Here is a 25,319-nt window from a genome sequence, read left to right as displayed (position 1 = left end):
TGGTTTAATCGTAATGCAAGCTTGGTTATTCAGAGAGGCTCAACCGTGTTGGCCCCGGCGATACTGCGAGCAGCAACTAATTCGAGCTATAGCTTAAGAAGGTGCTGATGATAAATCCATTTGAATGCTGAAGCATTGCCAAAATTATATGATGACTATTTATCCCAGGCATCGGAAGGTTTGCCTGGTGGATTTCTAATCCATATGTAAGTACCTAAGTTACAAAAGTGATTGGCAGGATTTAAAAAATCCTGCTTTATCTTACCTTCTAAATGCCTTTAAAAACATTGTTGAACAGATGGATTCTATTGTTTAACATACATCATTCAATCCATAAGATAGACTTATAGTAGTCTTCATATTCTGCTCCACCTGCTTTTAATGCAGCAATGTAAGCGACACGCCTTGCTCGTTCATCCCTTTCTTCTTCAGGATAAAGATGAATTATTTTATCTTTTGAAAATTTCATTATTTCATAAATAGCGTCTAAAAACTGCTCTGAATTCTCAGCACACAGAAAATCAATTCTATCACCTTCAGGATAATAAGAAACAATTTTTCCGCTAGATTTGTAAATCGCAATTCTATTCGGCAAAGCATCCCAGCCAATAAAGAAGTATTCATCGTCTTCCTGGTAATCAGAATCAAAAGTAATATCGTTAATACGCAAATTGCTCAGGTCATAATTCATAAGCAAATTGACGATTTCGTTATCATGGTTTTTATTGTCGGTTTCAACAACATTGTACTCTTGAAGCTAATGCGCTATCATTCATTTGAAACCGTTTCCCTGAAAATTTCAGGTTTTGGCTTTAATTCTATAATCTTTTTAACAAATTCATTTGCTTTCTTAAAGTGTTAAACTATTTCCAAATCAAATAACAGCTCATTTAATTCGCTCGACCAAAATGAGTTCTTAACTAAACAAGTGTCATCAATAGTATTAAAATCAGATAGCAGCTTATCATAGTCATTTATTGAAATTGGTTTTCTTTTAGGCTCTTCATCCGAATAATCTATAGTCGACTTCATAAACTGCCCATATCGTAGCAGGCAAGGCAAATTTGAAAAGACTTTCATTCATATGAACCCGTTCAAAATGGTTATCATGGTTTAGATAAATAATTTTGTCATCTGCATTTGTATCAATACAAATTGGATCTCCTGTCGGTACAATATACAACAAGAAAGGGGTTTTTTGACTTACAACTTTATTAGTTTTCTGCATCCAATTACAGCGAAAACAATCATGCTTGCAAAAGCATAATCATCGAAATCGCATTGTACGGGGCCTGTAGCCGTGTATAACACGTAATTGTACTCATCATTTAGCGGACCTGATAAAACAAAAAGACATTTGGCACCTGTCTTGGTTCCCAATTGAACTCTGGGACAAGCAGGTGGAGCTGTAGGATATTTATTGCCGAGGAGCTCATAATAACCAAAAACATTCTTCTGGGAGTAAAGCAATCCATCAGATGACCGTAGGCAGCCTATACCAGGTTGAGCCCGTAAGTGAAAGTAGATGGTTAAAAATATTATGAGAAGGGAAAGCTTTTTCATGACTAATATATACCACCTAAGTTACGCAAAGCGATTGTTTAATATTTGGAATGAACAACTTGAATAAATAGCCTTTTGGGCTTGAGGATGAAAAAGAACAATTTTTGGCTTTTTTTCGAATTGACTTGCTCATACCGAAAAGGATGTCCAAATTCGCCATGGATATTAACCCCTTCACCGCAATGAGCCTTAATACGAGTAAAACGACAACATTTGTTCCTGTCAGAATAGCAATTTTTACTTTTTTGTCGCTCTGCCTTGGCCGGTTTGCATCTGCACAGCAAACAACAGTTAAAATAGTTCCCGCGGCAGTCAGCGAAACATCCGGCCTGTTTATCGCCACGGACAACCTGTTTTTTGTACATAACGACAGTGGCGACACCTCGCGCTTCTTTGCCATCGATGCTAAAGGCAATTTGTTGTCTACGTTATATTTCAAGGGAGACCCATCTGTCAAGCATTCTGGCGTAACTGATTGCGAAGATATGGCCGGTGGTCCCGGCCCCCTAAAGGATAAAAGCTACATCTACCTTGGCGACATTGGCGACAATGGTGCTAACCGCCCTTATGTAAAGGTTTATCGTTTCTTAGAGCCGGATAAGCTCTCAGGTAACATGCATATCAAGACTGAAACAGTCAACCTCAAATATCCGAATGGTGCCCAGGATGCCGAGACTTTAATGATAGATCCTGTTTTAAAAGAACTCATTATAATCACGAAACGACAGGATACCGTTGGCATTTATTCGGCATCATTATTTTTTAAAAATGGAGATACCGTTACCATGAAAAAGCAGGGCGGTCTTTTTCTGCCCGGCAAAGGTTTGTTTAAATATGTCGTTTCAGGCGACATATCCCGCGACGGGCGACAGATAATTATAAAGACCTATACTAACGTTTATTATTGGCTGCGAAATGGTAAAGAGCCTATTGCACAAACCTTGAAGCGAATGCCGGCAAAATTGCCCTACACCATGGAGCCTCAGGGCGAAGCTGTTGGTTTCACTCCTGATGGGAAAGCCTACTATTGCATTAGCGAAGGAAAAAATGCCGTGATCTACCGTTACGCTATTCCCAAGCGATAATATACAATATTTACTTTGTAATCGGATTAGCATGATTTAAGAAAATTCTGCCTAATTATAGCGTTAGACATGCCTTTCAAAATAGGTGCCACAGCAAGTTTACGCCTAGCCAAGTTGGGCAAAGGCGTGTTTCGTGGTGCGTGCGTACATACGCTGATGATTCAGGACGCGGCCGGCTGAAGTAATGGTAATTATCATATTTTCTAATGCGGTTTTAATTCTTTTGTTAAATTTTAGCCTTTAAGGGAATAATCTGTAAAATAAAGGATTTTCTTAAAACATAATTGCCTAAATCCTGTTAGCAGTAGGATTTTATGAAAAAAAACCACAACACGCTTAGTCCCACGCCCTGGCAACGGCTCGTCGAAATGCTTCATGTGGAACGCTCGACCATTAATTATATTTTTATTTATGCAGGCCTTATAGGGCTGATTGGGCTTTCTCTGCCCTTGGGCACAGCTGCGGTGTTTAACCTGCTTTCTAATGGTTCGATGTACAGTTCAACCTACATTCTTATTGCAGCAATTCTGATAGGTATTGTTGTGGGAGGGATATTGATTATGGGACAACTCTCGCTGGTTGAATACCTGGAACAAAAAATTTTTATCAAAGCAGCAATCGAGTTTGCCTATCGCCTGCCAAGAATTAAAAAAAAGGAGCTTGAAGGCGAGGACCCAAGAGAATTGGTAAACAGGTTTTTCGATGTTTTAACCATTCAGAAAGGTTTAACCAAGCTACTGATAGACATTGTCGCCGCGGGCGTTCTTATTTTTTTTAGTGCAATTTTGCTCTCTTTTTACCACCCCATTTTTATTGGCTTTGGAATTTTTACAATTGCCTGTATCGCTATTATAATTACCATTTACTACCGTAGGGGCGTGGAAACAAGCATAGAGGAATCGGAGTATAAATACCAGGTGGTTGCCTATCTTGAAACTGTAGCGGAAGATATCGATACTTATCGCGGAAAAGCGCCAGAAATGGAGCAGATTACAAAGATGACAGATGAAATAACAGCAAAATATGTGGAAGCCAGAAATGATCATTTCAGCATTTTGAAAAGGCTATTTGCAAGTGCTGTCGCATTGCGGACCATCCTGATGGGGGCACTTTTGTTACTGGGCTCTTTTTTCGTGGTTCAGCGTGAAATGACCTTTGGCCAGTTTGTTGCCGCGGAAGTAATCATTGTACAAATTTCCTACGCGGTTGAAAAGCTAATGACCAGTCTCAATACCGTATTCGATATGGTAACTGGTAGCGAAAAGCTTGCTGTTGTAACCGATATGGAAATTGAGGAAGGGGCGAACCATGATTAATCAGACAAAGAAGTTAATGGTTAAAAAGGTGGATGAATATTCTACTTTATCTAAAGCACAACTCATTTCATCAAACGGCCCCAGATTGCTCGGAAGAATCATGGTTGGCGTGCTGATTTTATTTATCATTATCCTGCTTCTGCCCTGGAGACAAACCATATCCGGCAGGGGAACAGTAACTGCTTTGAGACCAGAAGACAGGCCACAAACGATTCAGAATCAGATTGGCGGCCGCATAGAATACTGGGCTGTACGAGAGGGTGAACAGGTAAAAAAAGGCGATACGATTCTTGTGCTTTCCGAAACCAGTCAGTCTTATTTCAATCCGGAACTTCCGGAGCGTTTGGATGAACAGCTCAGCGCTAAAAGAGGAAGTGAACTGGCCGCAGATCAAAAAATTTCTGCTACTGATGCCCAGATAAATGCTTTGAGCAATGGGGTTAGGGTTCAGCTTAACGCAGCAACGAACAGCGTCCTTCAGGCTAGGAATACCTTAAGAATTGACAGCGCCGAACTTGTGGCCGTGAAAAATTATTATCAAACCAGCAGGTCCAGGTTGGAACGATACGAAGCAGGTTACAAAAACGGGCTTTTTTCGTTAACAGATATTGAAACAAGAAGATTAAAGCTTGCAGAGGATAAAGCAAAAGAAGTTGCGCAGGAAAATAAACTCAACAGTGCCAGGCAGAGTCTGGCCAATGCGATTATTGAACTTGATAACATCCGGGCAAAATACGGACAATCACTAGCCTCGGCACAGGCAGATCGGAGTGCTGCACTTTCGGGTAAAGCCTCGGTTAAGGAAGAGATATCCAGACTCCGCAATGAAATGAGCAATATCGACATTAGACGTGGTCTTTATGTTGTAAGGGCACCACAAGATGGATATATCGTTAAAACTTTAAAGGCCGGAATAGGAGAAAATATTAAAGAGGGAGAGTCAGTTGCCACGCTTCAGCCGTTGTCTCCGATAGTTGCAGCCGAGATTTACGTAGATGCAATGGACGTTCCTTTAATCCTCGACAGCAGTAATGTACGTCTGCAGTTTGAAGGCTGGCCCTCTGTTCAGTTCTCTGGCTGGCCATCAGTTGCGGTTGGTACCTTTGGTGGTAAAGTATCTGTGATCGACAGGGTTAGCACAGCAGGCAAATACCGGATTTTGGTTAGGCAGCTCGTGCAGGTGCCACGCGGAGACGAGCCCTGGCCAATACAACTCCGTCAAGGTTCAGGTGTTTATGGTAGGGTCATCCTGCAGTCGGTACCGGTTTGGTATGAGATATGGAGGCAGCTTAACGGTTTTCCTCCTAGTCTGGATAAGGCTCCAACAGCCGAAAACATCAACAACAGGTAATGATTACTTATTTTAAAAAATTCGCGTACATGCCACGAAGTTTTGAGACGGTATCCAAAACGGGTGTTTTTCTTCTTGTATTATTGCTTTTAACAGGAAGTGCATCCGGTCAGCAGAATCGCAGTTCGGATACAACGATTTTTTCTCTTCGAGACCTGCAGGAAATTGTATTGGCAGCCCATCCGATTGTAAAGCAGGCTGGATTATTAAGCAAAAGTGCACAGGCAAAAGTGCTTCAGTCTCTAGGGAACTTCGATCCAGAGATTATGGCTGCTTTCGGGAGAAAAATTTTTGGGGGTACCGAATATTATAACCACTGGGATAGCCAACTTCAGGTACCGCTATGGCTGGCCGGCGCTGATTTAAATATTGGATACGATCGTAATGTTGGGGTTTACAACAACCCCGAAACCAGGACAAGCAACACTGGTTTGTCTGCAATCGGCCTAAATATCCCCCTGGGAAGAGGTCTACTTATTGACTCCCGCAGAAGCACCCTTCGCCAGGCCAAAATAATGGTTGGTTATGCAGAAGCCGATCAGGTGGCTCAGATTAATTCGGTTTGGTTAGCTGCAATTAAGGATTACTGGAACTGGTATTTTGCCTACCAGCAGCAACGCTATATGAGCGACGGCGTAGCACTTGCCGAAAAAAGATTCCTGGCACTGAAGGCGCAGGTTCTTATTGGCGATAAACCCCCCATTGATTCCGTTGAGGCATCTATAACACTCGAGGATAGGAAAGTTCAGTTGCAGGAAAGTAGCGTAAAGCTGAACAATGCCCGGCTCTTGCTCTCTAACAACCTTTGGGACGAGGGGGGCATGCCAAAGGAACTTCCTTCGCGGGCCATTCCCGAACCGGAAGGAAATAGCCAGAAGCAAATGGCCGGTTTCCGGTTGGATTCACTTGTAGTGGAGGCTGCTCAGCAACACCCCGAGCTGCTCAAAATTAAAAGCCAGCAGGCGCAGCTAGGTGTAGAAGAGAAGTATCGCCTTGAGCAGCTTAAACCCAAGCTGGATGTAAAGGGCGCTTTCCTTGCCGGAAGGAGAGATTTTTCATTCGTGCCGGATGATTACGATTTTCGTCTTGCCAACTATAAGGTGGGTATTGATTTTTCTTTTCCATTATTCCTGAGGGAGGCGCGCGGTCGACTTCGAGAGGTCAGAATTAAGCAGGCTGAAATGAATTATGGCTTGAAGCAAACCGGTCGCGAGATACAGACCGGGGTATTGGCTGCATTTAACGAATTCAAAGGCTACCAAGGGCAGCTGGAACTGCAAACCAAAAATGTGGCCAGCCAAAAAACACTCGTTAATGGTGAACTCCAAAAGTTTGAGCTCGGCGAGAGCAATCTCTTTTTGATTAATACGAGGGAAACCAAACTTATTGAAATGCAAATTAAGCGTGCTGGGATAGTTGCAGATTTACAGAAAGCAATGGCGGAAATTTATTACCGGGCAGGAAAGCGAATTGAGTTTTAGATGGCTATCTGATGGCGTTGCAGTTCATCCCGAATGAACGATAAAGCTGATTTAAGGATTTAAAGATCCCTTCTTTACCTCATATTCGACAGCCTTTCAAAATATGTCCGACAGCGTCGGTTGTGGCCTACATGCGAAGGTAATTAATGCCTACTTGTATCCGTATTCTTTGTTTGTGTGTTACGTACAAATTCTTATACTCCCTTTATTAACACGTGTTTTAATCTAATCAGCAACTAAAATTGCCGGCTGGTGTTAAATCAACTAAATATGGCCGAAGAAAAGCAAACAGCATAGACGGTTCATTATACAAATAAAACTTTTATTGAAAAAACATTGGGTTAATTTTTTTGATTATGGCAAAAGGAAAGAATGGGTTCATCGCTCCAAAGGGGAAGCCCACAGGAAATGGAAAAGAAACACATCCGCTAAAAGATGCATTTGCAGTAAATAGTTTGGAAACGGACAACGCATTGGCTGAAAAATATACTAAAGATGGCTCAGATGAGCTTGCTGAGGGGGTGCATGTTAGACACATCAACAGGAATCTACATAAAGGAGAAGATCTAACACCTGAGGATACAAATAACTAGCAAAAATGGACATCATAACAAAAGAGGACTTCAATGAACTTCTGATTAAACCATCGCCCTGCATCTCTATTTTTATGCCGACGCATCGCTTCGGGCACCAGGTGAACGAAAAGCAAGATTCAATTGTTTTTAAGAACCATCTACAGTCGCTGGAGAAGCAACTTAAAGAAAAATTGTTAAGTACCAGGGAAATAGAACAGTTATTGGCACCGGCATACGCGTTATACAAGGATGAAGCGTTTTGGAATTATCAGAATGTGGGTCTGGCTATTTATTTGGCAAAAGACTTTATCAAAACCATTCATTTGCCTTATGTGATAGAGGACGCGTTGTACTTGAATGATACTTTCAACATCGCTCCTTTGATTGAGGCAATTTCCAACAAAGAAAATTACTACGTGCTTACGCTGAGCAAGCACGATGCAAAGTTTTATCAGGGAAACGCTTTTGCATTGTCTCGTTATGAAGTAGTTGGGTTGCCAAACGGGATGGATGATGTGGTTCAATTCGAGGAAAAAGAAGGTAAGCAGCTTTTTCGGCAAGGTAGCAAGGGCGGTTCTGGAAGTGCAAACTTTCATGGACATGGAGAAGGCACATCAACTGATAAAGACGCTATCATCACGTATCTCCAGGAAGTAGACCGTACACTGTTTGCAGAAGTATTGCACGATAAAAATTCACCATTATTGTTGGCCGGCGTAGAATACCTTTTACCTATTTACAAAAGCATAAGCAAATACGCCCATATTGTTGATGAGGTATTGACCGGGAATCATGATTTCGATAGGGAACACCTGTTATTTGATCAGGTAAAAGAATTGATGACCCCTCATTTTACCAGGCTAAAAATGATGGCGTTAAATAATTACCACAATCAAATTGCTACTGCGCTCACGGCTTCGATGCCTGAAACCATTTTACCGGCCAGCAGGTATGCACGGGTCGACACCTTATTCGTAAGCAAAGGACAGCACATATGGGGAAAATTTAATGAAACGGACGGAGGAATAGAAATCCATAAGGAAAGACAACCGGGCGACGAATGTTTAATTAACAGAGCCATTGTAAATACATTTACGCATGGGGGCGAGGTATACTGTTTACCGCAAGAGGAAATGCCATACGATAGTGTGATAGCGGCAAGTTTACGCTTCTAATAAAGAGGGGATTCAAAACCTGGACAAAAGAGAAGTAATATCTTTCCAGAATTAATGATGATTGTGGTTCGCATGGAGCTCCTACTTAATTGCCGGTTCATGGGAAAAAACGATGTAACGGTCTGGATTTTAAAATTAATATTACGTTCAAAAAGGTGTTAAATAACCAACCGTAAACACATTTACATGAATGGGCATTAACAGTAGTCGGTATATGCAGCCAGTCATAACCCTTAAACACGGCTTATTATCCGACTCGATGGCGGAATTATAATTTTGAAATTTTTAGTGTATACGTATCTATAGCTGATGATTTAAGTTTTGCACGAAATTCAGCATCGTTTCGGAACTTAAGTTTTTTTATTGTTCTTGCTTCAAATAAAACAGAAAAATGGTCTGTAGCAAAAGGCCAGGGCTCTACCCGGATCACCTCTTCTTTTTGATAGAGCACATAAGGTGTTCCATCGGGCCCTGAGCTGATTTCTACCCGACGGCCCTCAGGCGGTATCTGTGACTGACAGATCAATAAGGAAAAGGCATCGCAGAACTCCAGCAGCTCGTAGGCCATGTCAAGAGATTTTTCTGTTACTCCGGCTTCCTTTAGCCATTTTGGCTCTTGCTTTTTAAGGTTGGCAATAAACTGTTTGGCAAGGGGATCGCTGCCATGGGTAAATTGAATGTGCCTGCCAATAAGCAATGCGATGAAACGGCTTTTAGTTAAGGCCATATTTATTAATTTCGTCGAGCAATCGAGGTCGAACCTGGTCTCCTTAAAATTAATGGGCGCTCCGTTATCATCAATCAGCGGATTGCGTTCGAATTCGTTAAATACATCATCATGCTCGGTTGTGGCAACCAGGGTTTCTACCCATCTTTCGGGCTGGTCTGTCAATTTCCATTGAGCACATATCTGCCCGGCGAGCAGACCATGTGCCCGCTGGGTAATAACTTTCCAGCCTTGCTCCTCATACGCTACGATCATGATATTTATCCGGTTTATTCTTTAACACATCAACAAAAAAATTTTCAATAAGTTTTTGCAGCTTTGTGGCAGGCAATAGGCCGTTTTCAGCACAGTTATCAGCTTATAAAGGCTTAAATGTCTGATAGTGTACCGTTAACATCTGTAACATTCCTGTTAATTTGTGGTTAATACGTGTTAATATCAATGTTAAATTTGGTTTTTGATAAGACTAGCTTTGGTTAAACCAATAACTAAATTGAATACAATGACCAAACTAAAAATTATTTTATCCACACTGGCTATGCTCTGTTTTATGCAGGTTTATGGCCAGACACCAATAATTACTGGAAAAATTACAGATGAACTAGGAAAACCGATTCCTGGAATATCGGTAAAAATAAAAGGTACATCAACCGGCGTTTCTTCCGACAGCCAGGGTGTTTTCTCAATTAAAAATGTAAATCCTTCTACTTTGGTTTTTAGCGGTATTGGCTATAAAACAATGGAAGTTAGTAACAGGGGGCAAAGCAGTATTTCGGTTACATTAACTGAAGATCAGCAAAACCTGAATGAGATTGTGGTTACGGCGCTAGGGGTAAAGCGCGATAAGCGAAATTTAACCTATAGTTCTCAGGAAGTAAAAGGTGACCAGATTACGCAGGCCAAAGAACCTAACCTGGTAAATGCATTAGCCGGTAAAGTGTCGGGTGTGCAGATTACCAGTTCATCGGGTGCGCCGGGAAGTTCATCAAGAATTGTTATAAGGGGTGCTAATTCGCTTTATGGAAACAACGAGGCCTTGATGGTAATTGATGGTATCCCGGTGAATAACGATGAGACCGGCAATTTAAACTCCGGCCCAGGTACCAACCGGATTGCTGATTTGGATCCGAATATTATAGAAAGCATCAACGTATTGAAAGGCGGAGCTGCAACGGCTTTATATGGATCGGATGGTGCAAAAGGCGTTATCATTATTACAACTAAAGCAGGCAGTCAGAATAAAAAGCCCACACTAAGCTTTTCCTCGTCTTTTTCAATGGAAAAGCCTTTATTGCCAGAGATTCAGAATAAATATTCATTGGGGTCTAACGGAGTCTATTTTGATGGTGTAAATCAAAAAACAAGTACATCCTGGGGTGCTTTAATGGATACGCTGAAAATTGGCGGACAAGCCGCTAAGGTCTATGACCAGTCCGATCTATTTTTCAAAACAGGGAAAACCTATACCAATACAATTGGCTTAAACGGTGGCGGTGCTTTCAGCTCCTATTTCCTTTCTTACACCAACCTTGCCCAGGAGGGTACCGTTCCCTCTACATCATTTGATAGAAATACACTGTTTGGAAAATTTAGTACCCAGGTTGTAAAAGATTTGAATATTACTTTTTCCCTGAATTACGCAAATACAAAAAATAAAAAAGTGCCGGAGGGTTACGCCCTGGAAAGCCCGGTGTGGACCATCTTTTCAGCGCCGGTATCTTACGATTTACAGCCTGCCACAAATGCCGACGGCACACAGCGCTTATACCGGTTCTCCAGGAATAATCCTTACTGGGTAACAGAAAATATCAGTCAAACTTCTATCGTAAATCGCTTCTTACCAACCTTTACTGCAGACTATAAACCATTAGACTGGTTAACGATTACCGAACGATTCGGTGCCGATGTTTACACTGAACAGGGTAAATACACGGAATCACTGTTATCAGTTTCCAATCCGAATGGACGAATTGTTAATAGTAATAGCAATTTCAGGCAATACAACAACGATTTTATAGTTAATGCCAACAAAAGCTTTGGTGATTTCAACGTGGAAGCTTTATTAGGTAATAACATCATCTCTACTTATTATGAAAATGCTTATGCAAACGGCGTGGGCATCACCATCCCGGGGTTTAACAATATTGCTTCTGCTTCAACAGTTAAATTTACGGAAACGAGTTACCTGACAAGGAAAATTGGTTTTTACCTGCAATCGAATATCGATTACAAAAAATTTATCATCTTATCCTTAACGGGTAGGTACGATGGTACTTCGGTTTTGGCCAAAAATAATCGTTTCTATCCTTATGGATCGGCCGCGACCAGCTTTATTTTCTCCAACTTCTTTTCAAAAGGCTTAGCTGACGTGATGAACTTCGGAAAACTGAGGGTATCATACAGTACCGTTGGTAATGCAAGTATAGGTCCGTACAGTTTGCTAACGCCCTATGAATCACAAACCATCAGGAACATCACATTCCCTTACCAGGGGCAATCAGGCTTCCTGATCAGCGGAACGTTAAGCGATCCCAATTTAAAGAATGAACGGATCAATGAATTTGAAGTAGGTTTGGAAACAGGTTTCTTCAAAAACCGCCTGGGCCTGGAAGTTACTTATTTTGATAAAAAAACCAAAAACGGGATCATTCCGTCGGTTGCCATGGCACCTTCCACAGGTTTCAATTCCACAAGTGTGAACTCGGCATCGATGGAGAATAAGGGTATAGAGGTATTATTAAATGCGAAACCTATTGTTACCGAAAATTTTAGCTGGGACTTAACCTTTAATTATAGTAGAATCAGAAATAAGGTCTTATCCATCTATAAGGACCTTAACCAGGTTGGTAATGGATTTACCTTTATTTTTGTCGGACAACCTTATGGCGTAATTTATGGCACCAGGTATGCCAGAAACGCTGCTGGTAAATTGTTAACAGATAATGGGGGACTTCCTTTTGCCGCTGACGAGCAAGGCATTGTGGGTGATATAAATCCAGATTGGATGGCTGGCATTGTAAATAACTTTAAATACAAGCAGTTTTCAATGAGTTTTTCTTTTGATATGAAAAAAGGAGGGGATATCCAGAATAACGTGGACGGTTATGGTTATTTCTACGGAACACCTAAAATTACCGAAGATAGAGGTCCGCGTGTTGTTGATGGCGTTAATGCTACAACCGGCCAACCGAACACGGTTTCTGTGTCGGGCCAGGCGTATTACCAGCGTGCCAATAGTGTGCTCGAATCCGTAATTCAGGATGGTACCTATGTTAAGTTGAGGAATGTAAGCCTGGGTTATAATGTGAAACCAGACTGGTTAAAGAAAACACCTTTTAAAAGCCTTGGAATTCAGCTAACAGGAAGAAACCTTTGGATCTATGCGCCACACTTCACAGGCGGCGATCCTGAAGTAAGTTCTTTTGGCTCGTCGAATGGCTCGCAGGGGATTTACTCCTTCTCTACGCCAACCTCGAGATCCATCGACTTTAGTTTGAAATTAACTTTATAGGTATTACAATAAAAAAAGAATAACATGAAAAAGATATATTTTATTTTAGGTTTTGCCTTTATGGTTGTTCTTGCGGGATGCAAGAAATACATTGATGTAAACGATGATCCCAACCGGCCCATAGATGTGAAAGAATCGTTAATGCTTCCGCCGATCCAAATGCTGATTTCGCAGAACATTAACGCAGCGGGTGACGGGAATTTAAGCTTAGTATTGCAGCAATATATGCAGGTTATCGCGCTTAACCAGGTTGCACCGAATGCCGGTACCTACCTGATGTACAACATAGATATGGATGGCGACTGGAACAATGTTTATGTAAGAACGCTGAACAACCTTAATTTGTTAAAGAATAAAGCGGCTGCCAACGGCAATTCCAAATACTCCGCCATTGCTAAAATACTAACCGCCTATACACTGGGTTATGCAACCGATGCATGGGGCGATCTTCCCTATAGTAAAGCGTTCTTAGGCGTTGAGGTGGCCAACCCATCTTACGATAGTCAGCAACAAATTTACGTCCAGATTCAATCTTTACTGGATGACGGGATTGCAGACATCGGACGTAATACAGGTTTGGCCCCAGGAAGCGATGATTACATTTATGCCGGTGACATGACAAAATGGAGGAAGCTTGCCTATACCTTAAAAGCGCGTTATTATATGCATTTATCCAAAGCGCCAGGTAACACAGCTGCCGCCCAGGCACAACTTGCGCTAACTGCACTAAATAACGGCATGCAGAATAATGGCGACGATGCTAAAGTAGCTTTCAGCGGTGCTGCGGGCGCTGAAAACCCATGGCAGCAAAACTTTCTACCCGGTACCACTTTTGTGCTTGCCAATACCTTCGTTGATAACTTTACCACCAGAAATGACCCAAGGTTATCAAAAATGGTTAGCCCGGCCAAACAAACCGGTTTATATAACGGCCGGCAAATTGGACTGGAAGATATAGGTAGTTTGGAATCTTATTCCATACCTTCAGATTTTTATGCAGGTGCAGGTGCAAACAATTATCTTGTAAATTATACCGAAGCCTTATTTATTAAAGCGGAAGCTACCCTTGTTGCTTCCGGTTTTGCTGCGGCACAACCTTTCTACCAGGAAGGGGTAAGACAGCACATGGCAAAGGTGGGCGTAGGTACTGCAGATGCGAATGCCTACCTGGCTTCCAGGGGGACGCTAACAGCGGCCAATGCGTTGCGATTGATTATGGAAGAAAAGTCGGTATCCAATTTCCTTAACCCGGAAAACTATACAGATTGGCGCCGTACCGGATTTCCGGCGCTGGTAAAAGTTAAAAACGCACTTTCTGAAATCCCAAGAAGGGTGCTTTACCCCAATACAGAAATTACCGCAAACCCTCAACCACAACAAAAAGCTAAACTGACCGATAGGTTATGGTGGGATGTGAATTAGAATAGTCTAGGATTGGTTATGGTAGGATGCCCTTAAGCGGGCATCCTTTTTTAGTTACAAAAAAAAAAATGACCTATCGATTCCACTGGTTTTAAATATTGAATTATCCCCGTGATAGGGATACATTTATGAATCGGTGCCTTCCATCATTTTTGATTTATAAGAAGATGATTTTTTAACTTATCGCCAGCAATAGAGATCCCTCCCGAACTTAATAGCCATTATGAGGTCTTATTTACTTTCTCCCACGATGTGTTCTTTGTGCTCCTTAAGCCTGCCTTACCATGGAATGATATTTAAATTTGGCCAGACCTTTATCCAGTTTTCGACCTTTTGCTGATAAACTGGTTTGGAAATTAAGATTTTGTTAGCCCTTACGGTAAGGCTAAATAAATCCTCCAGGCCATAGGGAGCATATATTTTTACTGCTTCATCAGTTGCCATTGTAATTCCGATACTGGTGGCGGTTGTTGGTCACGTATCAATTGCAGATTCTGTTGAGGTGTAAGGGGTAATGTCTTTTCCAAACTGTTCCTTATACCAGAGGTGTACTCTGGCTTCGTTCACGATATCAACCGGTATGCCTCCGAACAGCTTTTTTGCCTTTCTTAGAAACTTGTTTTGTTTTTCCACAGTAATGTCGATATCAAAATACGCCAGGTCATAATCTTTGATGCCATGGTCTAAATCGAAGCCATTTTTATAGTTCCATACGGTTTGGGCGATTGCGCCGGCCCCGAGATACCAGTTAGGTAGATTTAATTCTGCAGCCTTTTCAAAAACGGATTTAAGTACCTCGTTTTGAAAAAGAATCGCTTTCAGTTCTTGTTCGTGATCCATGTGGTTGTTATGCCGTAAAATTGATGTTTGTACCAGTTTATTTGAACCCCTCCGGTGCACGCAAATCAATAGTTTATTGAAAGCACCGTTGGCTATAAAAGATAGTATCTACTACCAATACTCATGCGGTGAAATTATAAATAATCTTTATAAGTTGTTCAGGGTTTTGTTAGGTTCTATTTCATCTGTTAGATAAGAATGATGATGCTGTATTGGCTTGAGTTTATAGCGTTAAATTTTATTTCTTCAAGCAGTCCATGTCATAGTTTTGATGAGGAATATTAGGGTTTATAAGACCAATCTGTGGTCAGATAGCAGGATCAATACTACAATTGCTTGCTATGCTGAGGTAGATTTCCATGACATCGATATTCAAGTCAACTAATAGCCTACAAATTGCAGAAACTTGATCCTCATTTTCATATTTGACAAGAATGTGCCTGCTTATTTGGGACACCTCGATATGGAAAAAGTCGATTGCACTAGCAGCCTTCTGGTTATGGCTGGTTCTAACGACTATCCAACAAGGTTTCTTTTCTTTATTTTCCTGCATATTTTAACTACTTATTTCAAGAAAAAAATCTGTTCCATACCTGTTTCTGACTGCGTGTACTACTATTACACGTCTGTTCTTCACCTTTGACGCCATTGGTCTATAAAGCATGTGCTTGACTGGCTTTTACTTCAATAGGTGTCGTCCCTACCATTCTGATGTCTGAAAAAAGAATTGTAGGGCCACCGCAAACTACAGCTTCAATTCCCGAGATCATTTACCTTATGAATAAAGCAACAAATTATGGAAACATGGCGTTAACACCGGTTGAATTAATAAAGAACGAGTTTTTTGTTTTTTAAAATCCAGTAAATCAACAACAGGTGGTGACTGAACATTATCTTGTTATTCTGGGCCATTAATTCAATCGGCATGCCAACATTAATAGCGCATTATGGGCAGCTAAGCGAACCCAACAGGTTTTTGCTGTTCGATTTCGGGCAAATGATGTTCGTATCCGCACAATAACCCTGATTTGGCACAATAGCTAATCTACAGGAAGTTGTAATCTGCCAGCGCGATGTTCACCTATCTTAGCCCGTTAGGCAACATTGTAACTTTGGTATCGAAACAACGAATTGGTAATAACAAATCCGGTGTTTATAGCGTTGCTTGAACACTCATCCCATTTCTAGCACGGCTGGTCACATTTATAAATTAAGAAACGCCGCTTAACGTATCTTCCATTTTGATAAGAAAAATTGACATTCATGGCATATTGATCTGAATTATGAAACCATATTTATTTATTTTATTCTGTTGCATAAGCGGCAATGTTTTCGCACAAAAATCATCTGATGCGGTGCGGACCTTCGATTATACGATCAAAAATGTCAGCTTGAAAAGTGCTGGTGTTAGCCTTTCAGCAAGCATTTTTACGCCAAAAAAACCTAGGGCGGGCATCGTACTCGTGCATGGTTCGGGGAAGGAACCTCGTATGACAAAGATGGCGATACTATTGGCTCAACAGGGTATTGCGGTAATAACCTACGATAAACGTGGCGTCGGCGAATCCGGTGGTATTTATATGGGGCCTGAAGCCGGAACAAACAACATCGATTCTACAAACCTGAATCTATTGGCATCGGATGCAAGTGAAGCGTTAAATGCCTTGCTTCAGTGCCTGCCTTCTAAACGGGTCCCCATTGGTCTTATGGGCTTTAGTCAGGCAGGATGGGTAATCCCTCTTGCAGCTTTCAGGAACCAAAAGGTTAAATATATGGTGCTATTTAGTGGGCCTGTGGTTTCGACACTCGAACAGCTTCGGTTTCAGTTTTTTACCCAGGGGAATACGAAATTCTGGGATAACCATACAGAAGCGGAAGCCCGACAACATATACGCAGCGACCCCGATAAATACAAATTTGAACCTACCGACCCAGGGGTTGCATTATCTAGCTTATCCATCCCGGGATTATGGATTTTTGGAGGAAGGGATATACAGGTCCCGGTAAACATATCAATAGAACACCTCGATACACTCAAGGCACAAGGCAAACCTTACGTTTATAAGTTGTATCCGGATCTGGGACATAATACTGCTGTTTCCAGCGCACCCGATCCTGTCAGCTTTGCGATTCGATGGATAAAATCTTCGGCTGTTTTAAAAAACCGGAAATAATCCATTAAGAAACTAAATAGAAATGTATTTAACTAGGATTCGCTATTGTCTTATTTTTTTTTGTCGATATAGTGATCTTTGTAGTGGCGATTGGGCTTGAGGTAAACCTGGTTTTCTTGAAGGTCTAAAAAAATGTTAAACCGCTTGAGTACCTCGTTTCCTAAAATATGGATGTTTTTGTCTCTCAATGGTTTATTGGCAGTTGTTCGTTGTACCGGTATATTTTTTAACTGAAACCCGCCGATTGTAAGTTCCTGTAATGTTGATGTTATCACTGGAATTTCATTTCCCTGTGCGCCCTTCATGATGACTTTTTTGATGACCTCCATTTTTTCTGATGGAAATCCACCGCTGGCTAGCAGGTCTTGATCCAACATGACGGTGCGCTGGTAGCCTGTATCAAAAAGGAATAAATCTCTATTTATGGTTTCTCCCTGCCTGATTTCGCCGCTGATAAGCAGCAGGTCTTGGTAAAACTTCAAGTCTGATTTGCTAAAGCCCTTGTCGGCTTTAATATAGTCAGGCAGGTTGGAATGTATCACCAGCAGTTCCCTGTCGTAATTCAGTTCAACAGTCTTGCCCTTAAATAAATCCCATCCAAACCGGCCATCTGTACCGTGTCCGGTTAATTCGGCATCGTATACTTTCGTTTTGTATACAGAATTTCCAAGCTTTAGTTCGTATGGGGTGTTATAGAGTTTGACCAGTGTTTTAAGCCTGCTCTTCATAAGATCATTGGTCAATACCAGCTCCGTTGTACCGGTGTCAAAATTCAGCGTAAGGGTGTCTATTTTATTGAATACAGCTTTAACGTAAATGGTATTTTGTTCATTAACTTTCATGGTCATACTGTCACTTTGTAGTGTGAAATTTTGTGCAAATACATTAACTGAGGACAACAGAAGTGCAGTAAGTAATAGTTTATTGATCATTTGAGTTATTTTTTTTACTAACCGAACAAAGTACAATTTTTGAAACTTGACCTGTATATCATATTTGTCGATGGGCAACTCGTGAAGTTTATCATTCTCCTCTTCCTGTTTAAATTAAATTCACTGGGATAATTTAGGATTTAGAGTTTGTGTTAAAATTTAGACTTAAAGGTAAGAATTATCAAGTTCTGATATATAAATAATTTTGTTTCTGGTTTTTTTAACCGATTAAAAATGGCTTAGGATATTTCGGTTGAAATGGAGATTTTCCCAATGTTATTTTTTCCGGTTAAATGATATATTTACATTTGATCGCTGATAACTCACCGACCAAATAAATTAATAACTCAGATGAATTGTAGAAATTGTAATAGCCCGGTAAATTCAAAATACTGTCCCGATTGTGGCCATCCTTCAAAGATGAAGAGAATAGATGGTCATTATCTTATGCACGAAATAGAGCATGTGCTACATTTCGAACGCGGATTTTTGTATACGGTAAGAGAATTGATTACCAATCCGGGCAAAAACGTTAAAAATTACCTTTCCGAAAATAGAAGCAGGTTAGTGAAGCCCATCATCTTTATTATCCTCACCTCTCTTTTTTATTCTGTAGTGGTCGGTTTCTTTCATTTAGAGGATGGCTATATAAATTACATGGACGATAATTTGCAGTCTACCGCCAGTGCGATGTTTAAATGGATACAGGCACATTATGGTTATGCAAATATTATAATGGGGATATTTATTGCGCTTTGGATGAAACTTTTTTTCAGAAAGTATGATTACAATATCTTTGAATTGCTCATTCTTCTTTGCTTTGTTGTTGGCATGTCTATGCTGATACTAGCGATTTTTGGCTTCATTGAAGGAATAACGCATATTAAAACGTTACAAATAGGGGGCATTGTAGCGGTTATATACCTAACATGGGCAATAGGTCAGTTTTATGACGGAAAAAAAATAGCCTCTTATGTGAAGGTTTTTGTTGCCTATTTGCTCGGCACACTGGTTGTTAGTTTGCTCGTATTAATCACTGGCGGTATAATTGATAATCTGTTGAAACATTAAGCTGTTAAATTACAGGGTATATTTTTTTAGGTGTCCCAAGGTTTACAACTAAACGACTGTCGTGGATCAGCTAAGTGATAAAATTTGGCGGTCAGAGATTGCGGTTAATAGTTGTTTATAGGAATGCCCATCGAGATTTGCTTGTTTTTAACACATTTTAATGCAGGCGCCATATCGATCCGCAAAATCCGGACCCGATGCCGCCAAAACAACTGGTTCCTGAGCGATGGAGCTGCATACCTTTTGAACAGCATATACGTTATCTCCCAAATCGCTCGCCAAACTTACTATGGATGATGGATCTGATTTTTGTCGTTTGGGAAACGGTTCTTCAGAATTGAACCTGTCAATTTGTTGCCAAGGATTGTAATCAACATTAATGTGATGAGGGTCTTCAATGGACAAATATCCGGTGTTAACCGTACATTATTTCTTAGGTCTTCAATCTATTTCATATTTTAGATCATGACATTCACCAGATTAGAACCTGATCCCAGCATTTCGCACCTGATCGAGTGCTATTGGATGATGCAAAGTGAGAATAGAACCCCCAAAATAGAAAAAATAATTCCTGATGGATTTACAGAACTTATTTTCAATTACAGAGACGTCTACAAAGCGAAAACTGATGGAAACTGGTACCTCCAGAGCCCGAATTTATTGGCTGGGCAGATCAGTAGCTATTTTTACCTGGAGAATACGGGTTTAACCGGTTCTTGCGCCATCAAACTTAAGCCTGCTGCATTGACACAGTTATATGGCCTCAATATGGAACTGTACCTCGATAAGATAGTCGACCTTGATACAATTCCTAACGCTATATTTAGTGGGTTAAAAAATATTGTATTGCCATTTCAGGGCATTGCGCAGCTTAAAATGACATTGGACAACCACTTTATCCAGCTTTCCAAAGCAGCAGGTCAAAATCCGTTAGAACAGGTATTGGAACTTGTTTTTAATTCAAATGGGATGTCGCCAGTATCTGAACTGGTAGCTACCGCCGGAGTAAGTGAGCGACAACTGGAAAGGCTATTCAAAAAGTACGTTGGCCTTTCCCCGAAATATTATTCGCGCATCATCAAATTCAACTACATTTTCGAATTGATAAAATCTGGAAAAAACAGCTGGACAGAAATCATTTATAAATCAGGTTATTATGACCAGTCTCATTTTATTCGCAATTTCAAAGCTTTTACAGGAGAAGATCCTTCTTCTTATTTTTTTGAAGAAGCGAATATGGCTAATTTTTTTCTAATGAAGAAAAGTTAGCCTGTCGGTTTTGTACAATCCAGCGTCCCCTCCACTGGTTATATTTGGAAAAAAAAACATATGAAAGTTCACATATTATTTCTTTTGATTCCCGTATTCTTTCTAGCTTCAGTGGCTTCTGCTCAAGAGACTGCCACGCAAAAATTCAAAAAATTAAACTGGCTTTCTGGTAAATGGAACCGTGCCAACGCCAAGCAAGGAGAGTCTGGATATGAAACCTGGTCGAAAATGGCTGATAACAAGTTGGTTGGAAAAGGTGTCACGCTTAAAGGAAAAGAAACGATCTTTGTAGAAAACCTCGAATTCATTATAAAGGATAATGAAATATATTATACGGTAATGATTCCTACTGATAAAAAACCGGTATATTTCAAGCTCACAGCATTAACCAATAAAAGCTTTACCTGCGAAAATGCTCAACATGATTTTCCAAAGAAAATAACCTACACAAAGAAGGGTAATAACGTTAAAGCGGTCATTTCCGGCGGCGGTCAAAGTATCGATTATGATTTCGTAAAAACGGGTTTAAAGTAATAGTCGCTTTGTCCGTATGTTCATCTCGGAATTAAGAATACGCTTAATTAATCTAGCTTGCAGAGCCCTATTTACGAACGAAACGTAAGGCTGAATATTGGAAAGCTGTTAAAAGACAAAAAGGCCTATTTTACGATAATCTGCTTTGGTTCTGTAACAATTATCTGAAATTTTCCTTTGAATTCAGAAACGGTTCCTGTTACGCAAATTTTATTTCCAATGTACATGCTCGCCGGTTCCGAAGAAAATTTGCTAATGTCTTCTTTATTGATAACAACAGTCAATAGTTCTTTTGGATAATTTCCGCCCAGATTGATAAGGTTTATCTTTTCTAATGATTTCGTACCATAGACAGAATCGCAAATTGTAACTGATTTTCCAATATAGGAGGGTGCATCTTTTGCTAATATTAAAGTCTGACTTTTTGCAAAAAAGCTTGTAACAGCAAAGCAGGTTAAAAGAAATATTTTTTTCATTTAGGGATAACTAATGAAACTTAAACGTTGACTAAGTCGATTCAATACAAAGATAAATGTTAGGTGGTATTTTTACGAAATAATTGTAACAAAATTCATTTACCAACAATAATATTACCCTAACTTTTAGCCGGAAATTTAGTCCGATTTAAAACATTAGTTATATTTATCCGATAAATTACCTGGCCAAAATGAAAATCTCCTCAATGTTCTTTTCCGGAATTGCGTTTACCTTTGTCTTGTCGACGCTGTTCAGTAATAATTCTGTAAGTGATAAATTTCCCGAAAACCAAAATAGCAAACTGAAAATAGATACACCCGCCCAAAATAGGTTTGTAAAGGTTAATCTACTTCAGGGCCAATTTACAGAACCAACAGAAATGGCTGTTTTACCAAATCTAGACATACTGGTTGCGCAGCGCAGAGGGGAGCTCATGTTATACAAAAACCAATCAAAAAAGCTGATTGAGGCAGCCAAATTGGATGTGTATTTCAAAACAAGCAATCCAAATGTTAACGCTGAAGAAGGGCTGTTAGGCTTAACAATCGATCCAAAATACGCTTCGAATCAATATGTGTATATTTTTTATAGTCCAGTTGGTAAATCTGTTAACAGATTGTCGAGATTTAAAATGGTAAATGATATGCTAAGCATGTCGTCCGAGAAAGTTATTCTGGAGTTTTATTCGCAGCGAGAAATCTGTTGCCACACCGGTGGTTCTTTGGCATTTGGACCGGATGGTTTATTGTACATTTCTACGGGTGACAATTCAACACCATTTGACGTGCCAAAAAAGGAATTCGTTAATAAAGGTTATGCACCCCTGGATAACAGGCCGGGCTTGGAGCAATATGATGCGAGAAGATCAGCCGGAAATACCAACGACCTAAGAGGAAAGATACTTAGAATAAAGGTGGAAGACAATGGCACATATACAATTCCGGAAGGAAATTTGTTTCCAAAAGGAACTGAAAAAACTCGGCCGGAAATTTATGTAATGGGAAATCGAAACCCATATCGTATTTCAGTGGATCAAAAAAACGGTTTTTTATACTGGGGGGAAGTTGGCCCCGACGCCGCCAAAGATGATGCATTACGTGGTCCGAAAGGATATGACGAAGTAAACCAGGCGAGGAAGGCGGGTAACTTTGGCTGGCCTTATGTTATCGGCAATAACTACCCCTACAAAGCATATGATTATACAGATGGGAAAAATGGTGCGGCTTTCGATCCCCAAAATCCAATAAACAATTCCCCTAATAATACGGGCCTAGGAAAGATTCCGGCGGCTAATCCGGCATTTATATGGTATCCTTATGATGAATCAAAAGAATTTCCTCAGGTAGGTTCTGGCGGCAGAACTGCGATGACGGGACCAGTTTTATACAATAAACCGGGGGTGTCGCCGTATCCAGATTATTATAATGGGAAACTTATAATTTACGAATGGGTCAGGGGGTGGGTCAAAGCGGTTACGATGTCGCCAAACGGCGATTATATAGCGATGGAATCGATTTTGTCTAATTTGTCTTTTTCTGCGCCCATTGATATGGAGTTGGGGCCTGATGGTAAAATTTATGTTCTGGAATATGGCAAAGGTTGGTTTTCTAAGAACCCTGATGCTGGAATTTCAAGAGTTGATTATTTAAAAGGGAACCGCCCTCCGATGATTACCGATTTAAAAATCGATAAACCTAGTGGCCGGCTTCCTTATAAAATGACGGCTAAAGTCAAAGCCATCGATTCGGATGGCGATAAACTAACTTATATATGGAACCTAGGAAATGGCATAAAGAAAACAACAACTGTTCCGGAAATACAATATACATTTTCAAAAACCGGCGCTTACCCTGTCAGTGTACAAGTTGTTGATGCGGATAGAGCAAGTGCAAAAAGTGCTGCGGTAACTGTTTTTGCTGGCAATGAACACCCTAAAATCGATATTTTGATTGCAGGTAACAAGTCCTTTTATTTTCCCGGAAAACCAGTTAATTACCAGGTTTTGGTGTCAGATAAAGGTGCTAAAGTAGATAAAGAGAGAATTTATGTATCAAACACTTATACCACAGGCAGAGATTTGGCAGGTGCGCAAATGGGTCACCAACAAGTTGCGCAAACATTAACCGGTAAGTCATTAATGATGAAATCTGATTGCAGTACTTGTCATAAAGTTTCGGAAGCTTCCATCGGCCCCGCATTTGAAAAGGTATCTGCAAAATATAAGAATGTACCCAAGGCGACTGAATACCTGGCATCAAAGATTATCAAAGGCAGCAGCGGGGTTTGGGGAGAAGTACCTATGCCGGCACATCCGGCAATGAAAGATTATGAAGTTAAGCAGATTGTTGAATGGGTAATGAGCTTATCCGGAAAAGAGAATTCAATTCCATCATTACCTAGCGCTGGTAAAATTATCCCCCCAAATACCGTTAATCAAAATAAACCTGTTTTAACTTTGAAAGCGAGTTATTCTGATTTGGGTGCAAAAGGTTTGTCGCCTTTAACCACCACCACTACATATAATTTAAAAAGTAACCTGGTTAACGTTGCTGATATAAAAGAATTTTCTGGCTTTAAGCTCCAAAACGAAGGTCAGCTTAAACTTGTAGATAATGTCGGTTGGTTAAAATTAGAGTCAATTGATTTAACTTCTATAACATCCATCAAGATTGATGCATCAGTGTTGCCCACTCAAAATGATTACAAAATCGAAATCAGATTAGATAATATTAACGGTAAATTATTGGGAAAAGAGATGACAGGAAAATCAATTTTTACAATTGAAAACATCTCCGATGGTAAATTTCATAACGTGTTTATTATTTTTAAATCAGGCAAACAGCATGACCAAAGTGGCATTTTACTTAATGCCATCATCATGGAATCAAAATGAGCGCAAGGAATTGTTGCTCATTTTGAAAGACCTTAGTTGTTAAAATTGTTTTTTAAAAGGTTTTCTTTTAGAAATGAAAGGAACGACTCCTTGTATTTATTGGCAAGATGAACGGATATTCCATCTGTCAGAACAATTTGGTCGCCTGAGAAACTTTTGATGTGCAATTTTGAAATAATTGCATTTGTATTTACCTGAATGAACAGCGTATGGTTTCTAAGCAAACTAAGCATTTTACGAAAGTTTACCTTAAAACTGATATAATTGTGATTTAGAACTCTAAAGCAAACCATATCATTTATCTGCTCCATGACAATTAGATTGTCATATGCTACATTAGCCAGTTTTTCAGGCTCATCATGTAGTAAAACCGATAAAAAATCACTTTCAGCAGGAATAATGTTTGATTTCTCGTTCGGATAAAGATTGTTGATTGTTTCTGTAAAATGAAGCATGGTATAAGGCTTCAGCAAATAAGCATCTGCATTAACGCCGAAAGCATCGAGTGCGTATTTGGAATGCGCAGTAGTGAAAATTAAATGTTTCGTTTTTTGCCTTAATAACGTGGCAAGCTCTATACCGGAAAGCGTCGGCATTTCTATATCCATAAAGATTATATCTACTTTGTCTGAATCAGATATGTCAGTCAAAGCACGGATAGGATCTGTAAAGCTTTTAATTAATTGTAAATCAGGTAAAACTGATAAATAGGAATTAAGGCCTTCCAGGGAAATTAGATCATCATCTATCGCAATACAATTAATAGGCATTTTTTTTGGTTTCGAGGGTTTAATTTAAATTTTTATCTAAATAACATATATTGAAAGGGTGTTTTTCAAATAAAATATATCATTCATTTATATAAAAGTAAAATTAATTTAAATATTATCCTTTTAATGGAACGCTTTTATGCAATAATTTGA

General features: G+C 40.0%; 20 protein-coding genes and 1 pseudogene. 13 read left to right on the top strand and 8 right to left on the bottom strand.

Translation table 11 applies throughout. The annotated features are described in order from the left end of the window. Positions 1-322 precede the first annotated feature (322 nt). Together ASF92_RS18875 and ASF92_RS18870 are read right to left on the bottom strand one after the other, a co-directional pair. On the bottom strand, positions 323-691 hold the full coding sequence (locus ASF92_RS18875) for a hypothetical protein (protein ID WP_056097028.1): 369 nt from the start codon (positions 689-691) through the stop codon (positions 323-325). A gap of 312 nt (positions 692-1,003) precedes the next feature. After that, on the bottom strand, positions 1,004-1,228 hold the full coding sequence (locus ASF92_RS18870; RefSeq protein WP_056097024.1) for a hypothetical protein: 225 nt from the start codon (positions 1,226-1,228) through the stop codon (positions 1,004-1,006). Between the two features lie 478 nt (positions 1,229-1,706). Between ASF92_RS18870 and ASF92_RS18860 the strand changes: the two genes are divergently transcribed. From ASF92_RS18860 to ASF92_RS18835, 6 genes are all read left to right on the top strand, one after another. Continuing rightward, positions 1,707-2,648 carry a hypothetical protein gene (locus tag ASF92_RS18860; RefSeq protein WP_056097018.1) on the top strand — a complete coding sequence of 314 codons (942 nt, stop codon included), beginning with the start codon at positions 1,707-1,709 and terminating at the stop codon, positions 2,646-2,648. A 314-nt stretch (positions 2,649-2,962) separates the two neighbouring features. Beyond that, entirely contained in the window at positions 2,963-3,964 is a 1,002-nt protein-coding gene (locus tag ASF92_RS18855; RefSeq protein WP_056097015.1) for an ABC transporter transmembrane domain-containing protein, read from the top strand. After that, a complete protein-coding gene (locus ASF92_RS18850; RefSeq protein WP_056097012.1) occupies positions 3,957-5,315 on the top strand; it encodes an HlyD family secretion protein in 1,359 nt (452 codons plus the stop codon). Before ASF92_RS18855 ends, ASF92_RS18850 begins: the two co-directional genes overlap by 8 nt. 29 nt (positions 5,316-5,344) lie before the next feature. Beyond that, positions 5,345-6,796 (top strand): TolC family protein, encoded by a 1,452-nt coding sequence (locus ASF92_RS18845; RefSeq protein ID WP_056097009.1) that lies wholly within the window; start codon positions 5,345-5,347, stop codon positions 6,794-6,796. Between the two features lie 356 nt (positions 6,797-7,152). Further along, complete coding sequence (locus tag ASF92_RS18840; RefSeq protein WP_056097007.1) at positions 7,153-7,389, top strand: hypothetical protein; 237 nt, start codon at positions 7,153-7,155, stop codon at positions 7,387-7,389. 5 nt (positions 7,390-7,394) lie between these two features. Continuing rightward, entirely contained in the window at positions 7,395-8,546 is a 1,152-nt protein-coding gene (locus tag ASF92_RS18835; RefSeq protein WP_056097004.1) for a hypothetical protein, read from the top strand. A gap of 268 nt (positions 8,547-8,814) precedes the next feature. On the opposite strand, the gene ASF92_RS18830 is transcribed toward ASF92_RS18835, so the two are convergent. After that, complete coding sequence (locus ASF92_RS18830; protein ID WP_056097002.1) at positions 8,815-9,528, bottom strand: DUF3891 family protein; 714 nt, start codon at positions 9,526-9,528, stop codon at positions 8,815-8,817. Positions 9,529-9,775: 247 nt separating this feature from the next. On the opposite strand from ASF92_RS18830, the gene ASF92_RS18825 reads away from it, so the two are divergent. Together ASF92_RS18825 and ASF92_RS18820 are read left to right on the top strand one after the other, a co-directional pair. Further along, on the top strand, positions 9,776-12,784 hold the full coding sequence (locus ASF92_RS18825; RefSeq protein WP_056096998.1) for a SusC/RagA family TonB-linked outer membrane protein: 3,009 nt from the start codon (positions 9,776-9,778) through the stop codon (positions 12,782-12,784). Between the two features lie 24 nt (positions 12,785-12,808). Then, on the top strand, positions 12,809-14,206 hold the full coding sequence (locus ASF92_RS18820; RefSeq protein WP_056096994.1) for a SusD/RagB family nutrient-binding outer membrane lipoprotein: 1,398 nt from the start codon (positions 12,809-12,811) through the stop codon (positions 14,204-14,206). A 279-nt stretch (positions 14,207-14,485) separates the two neighbouring features. On the opposite strand, the pseudogene ASF92_RS18815 reads toward ASF92_RS18820, so the two are convergent. Then, positions 14,486-15,046: pseudogene (locus tag ASF92_RS18815) on the bottom strand (nucleotidyltransferase family protein). Between the two features lie 1,283 nt (positions 15,047-16,329). Between ASF92_RS18815 and ASF92_RS18805 the strand changes: the two are divergent. Next, positions 16,330-17,220, top strand: coding sequence for a S9 family peptidase (locus tag ASF92_RS18805; protein ID WP_056096983.1), 891 nt, complete (start codon positions 16,330-16,332; stop codon positions 17,218-17,220). A gap of 50 nt (positions 17,221-17,270) precedes the next feature. Here the strand turns inward: ASF92_RS18805 and ASF92_RS18800 are convergent, their stop codons facing one another. Beyond that, complete coding sequence (locus tag ASF92_RS18800; RefSeq protein ID WP_056096980.1) at positions 17,271-18,152, bottom strand: aspartyl protease family protein; 882 nt, start codon at positions 18,150-18,152, stop codon at positions 17,271-17,273. 420 nt (positions 18,153-18,572) lie between these two features. Here ASF92_RS18800 and ASF92_RS18795 point away from each other — a divergent pair, with 420 nt between their 5' ends. Continuing rightward, positions 18,573-19,223 (top strand): DUF3667 domain-containing protein, encoded by a 651-nt coding sequence (locus ASF92_RS18795; RefSeq protein WP_231729863.1) that lies wholly within the window; start codon positions 18,573-18,575, stop codon positions 19,221-19,223. Positions 19,224-19,370: 147 nt separating this feature from the next. On the opposite strand, the gene ASF92_RS18790 is transcribed toward ASF92_RS18795, so the two are convergent. Then, on the bottom strand, positions 19,371-19,628 hold the full coding sequence (locus ASF92_RS18790; protein ID WP_056096973.1) for a hypothetical protein: 258 nt from the start codon (positions 19,626-19,628) through the stop codon (positions 19,371-19,373). Positions 19,629-19,688: 60 nt separating this feature from the next. Between ASF92_RS18790 and ASF92_RS18785 the strand changes: the two genes are divergently transcribed. Together ASF92_RS18785 and ASF92_RS18780 are read left to right on the top strand one after the other, a co-directional pair. After that, positions 19,689-20,492: a helix-turn-helix domain-containing protein gene (locus ASF92_RS18785; protein ID WP_056096970.1), complete on the top strand. Its 804-nt coding sequence runs from the start codon at positions 19,689-19,691 to the stop codon at positions 20,490-20,492. 60 nt (positions 20,493-20,552) lie between these two features. Continuing rightward, a complete protein-coding gene (locus ASF92_RS18780; protein WP_056096967.1) occupies positions 20,553-21,026 on the top strand; it encodes a DUF6265 family protein in 474 nt (157 codons plus the stop codon). A gap of 125 nt (positions 21,027-21,151) precedes the next feature. On the opposite strand, the gene ASF92_RS18775 is transcribed toward ASF92_RS18780, so the two are convergent. Next, positions 21,152-21,502 (bottom strand): hypothetical protein, encoded by a 351-nt coding sequence (locus tag ASF92_RS18775; protein WP_056096964.1) that lies wholly within the window; start codon positions 21,500-21,502, stop codon positions 21,152-21,154. A 191-nt stretch (positions 21,503-21,693) separates the two neighbouring features. Here ASF92_RS18775 and ASF92_RS18770 point away from each other — a divergent pair, with 191 nt between their 5' ends. After that, positions 21,694-24,396, top strand: coding sequence for a PQQ-dependent sugar dehydrogenase (locus ASF92_RS18770; protein WP_056096960.1), 2,703 nt, complete (start codon positions 21,694-21,696; stop codon positions 24,394-24,396). Positions 24,397-24,428: 32 nt separating this feature from the next. Here the strand turns inward: ASF92_RS18770 and ASF92_RS18765 are convergent, their stop codons facing one another. Beyond that, positions 24,429-25,166: a LytTR family DNA-binding domain-containing protein gene (locus tag ASF92_RS18765; RefSeq protein WP_056096957.1), complete on the bottom strand. Its 738-nt coding sequence runs from the start codon at positions 25,164-25,166 to the stop codon at positions 24,429-24,431. Between the last annotated feature and the right edge of the window lie 153 nt (positions 25,167-25,319).

This window comes from Pedobacter sp. Leaf176 (assembly GCF_001424305.1).
GTDB lineage: Bacteria > Bacteroidota > Bacteroidia > Sphingobacteriales > Sphingobacteriaceae > Pedobacter.
The sequence above is the reverse complement of the archived record's forward strand: the minus strand, read 5'-3'. Positions and strand labels throughout refer to the sequence as shown.

Coding starts and splice junctions, on each gene's coding strand:
- ASF92_RS18875 (WP_056097028.1), bottom strand. CDS start 691: ATGAATTATGACCTGAGCAATTTGCGTATTAACGATATTACTTTTGAT.
- ASF92_RS18870 (WP_056097024.1), bottom strand. CDS start 1,228: ATGCAGAAAACTAATAAAGTTGTAAGTCAAAAAACCCCTTTCTTGTTG.
- ASF92_RS18860 (WP_056097018.1), top strand. CDS start 1,707: ATGTCCAAATTCGCCATGGATATTAACCCCTTCACCGCAATGAGCCTT.
- ASF92_RS18855 (WP_056097015.1), top strand. CDS start 2,963: ATGAAAAAAAACCACAACACGCTTAGTCCCACGCCCTGGCAACGGCTC.
- ASF92_RS18850 (WP_056097012.1), top strand. CDS start 3,957: ATGATTAATCAGACAAAGAAGTTAATGGTTAAAAAGGTGGATGAATAT.
- ASF92_RS18845 (WP_056097009.1), top strand. CDS start 5,345: ATGCCACGAAGTTTTGAGACGGTATCCAAAACGGGTGTTTTTCTTCTT.
- ASF92_RS18840 (WP_056097007.1), top strand. CDS start 7,153: ATGGCAAAAGGAAAGAATGGGTTCATCGCTCCAAAGGGGAAGCCCACA.
- ASF92_RS18835 (WP_056097004.1), top strand. CDS start 7,395: ATGGACATCATAACAAAAGAGGACTTCAATGAACTTCTGATTAAACCA.
- ASF92_RS18830 (WP_056097002.1), bottom strand. CDS start 9,528: ATGATCGTAGCGTATGAGGAGCAAGGCTGGAAAGTTATTACCCAGCGG.
- ASF92_RS18825 (WP_056096998.1), top strand. CDS start 9,776: ATGACCAAACTAAAAATTATTTTATCCACACTGGCTATGCTCTGTTTT.
- ASF92_RS18820 (WP_056096994.1), top strand. CDS start 12,809: ATGAAAAAGATATATTTTATTTTAGGTTTTGCCTTTATGGTTGTTCTT.
- ASF92_RS18805 (WP_056096983.1), top strand. CDS start 16,330: ATGAAACCATATTTATTTATTTTATTCTGTTGCATAAGCGGCAATGTT.
- ASF92_RS18800 (WP_056096980.1), bottom strand. CDS start 18,152: ATGATCAATAAACTATTACTTACTGCACTTCTGTTGTCCTCAGTTAAT.
- ASF92_RS18795 (WP_231729863.1), top strand. CDS start 18,573: ATGAAGAGAATAGATGGTCATTATCTTATGCACGAAATAGAGCATGTG.
- ASF92_RS18785 (WP_056096970.1), top strand. CDS start 19,689: ATGACATTCACCAGATTAGAACCTGATCCCAGCATTTCGCACCTGATC.
- ASF92_RS18780 (WP_056096967.1), top strand. CDS start 20,553: ATGAAAGTTCACATATTATTTCTTTTGATTCCCGTATTCTTTCTAGCT.
- ASF92_RS18775 (WP_056096964.1), bottom strand. CDS start 21,502: ATGAAAAAAATATTTCTTTTAACCTGCTTTGCTGTTACAAGCTTTTTT.
- ASF92_RS18770 (WP_056096960.1), top strand. CDS start 21,694: ATGAAAATCTCCTCAATGTTCTTTTCCGGAATTGCGTTTACCTTTGTC.
- ASF92_RS18765 (WP_056096957.1), bottom strand. CDS start 25,166: ATGCCTATTAATTGTATTGCGATAGATGATGATCTAATTTCCCTGGAA.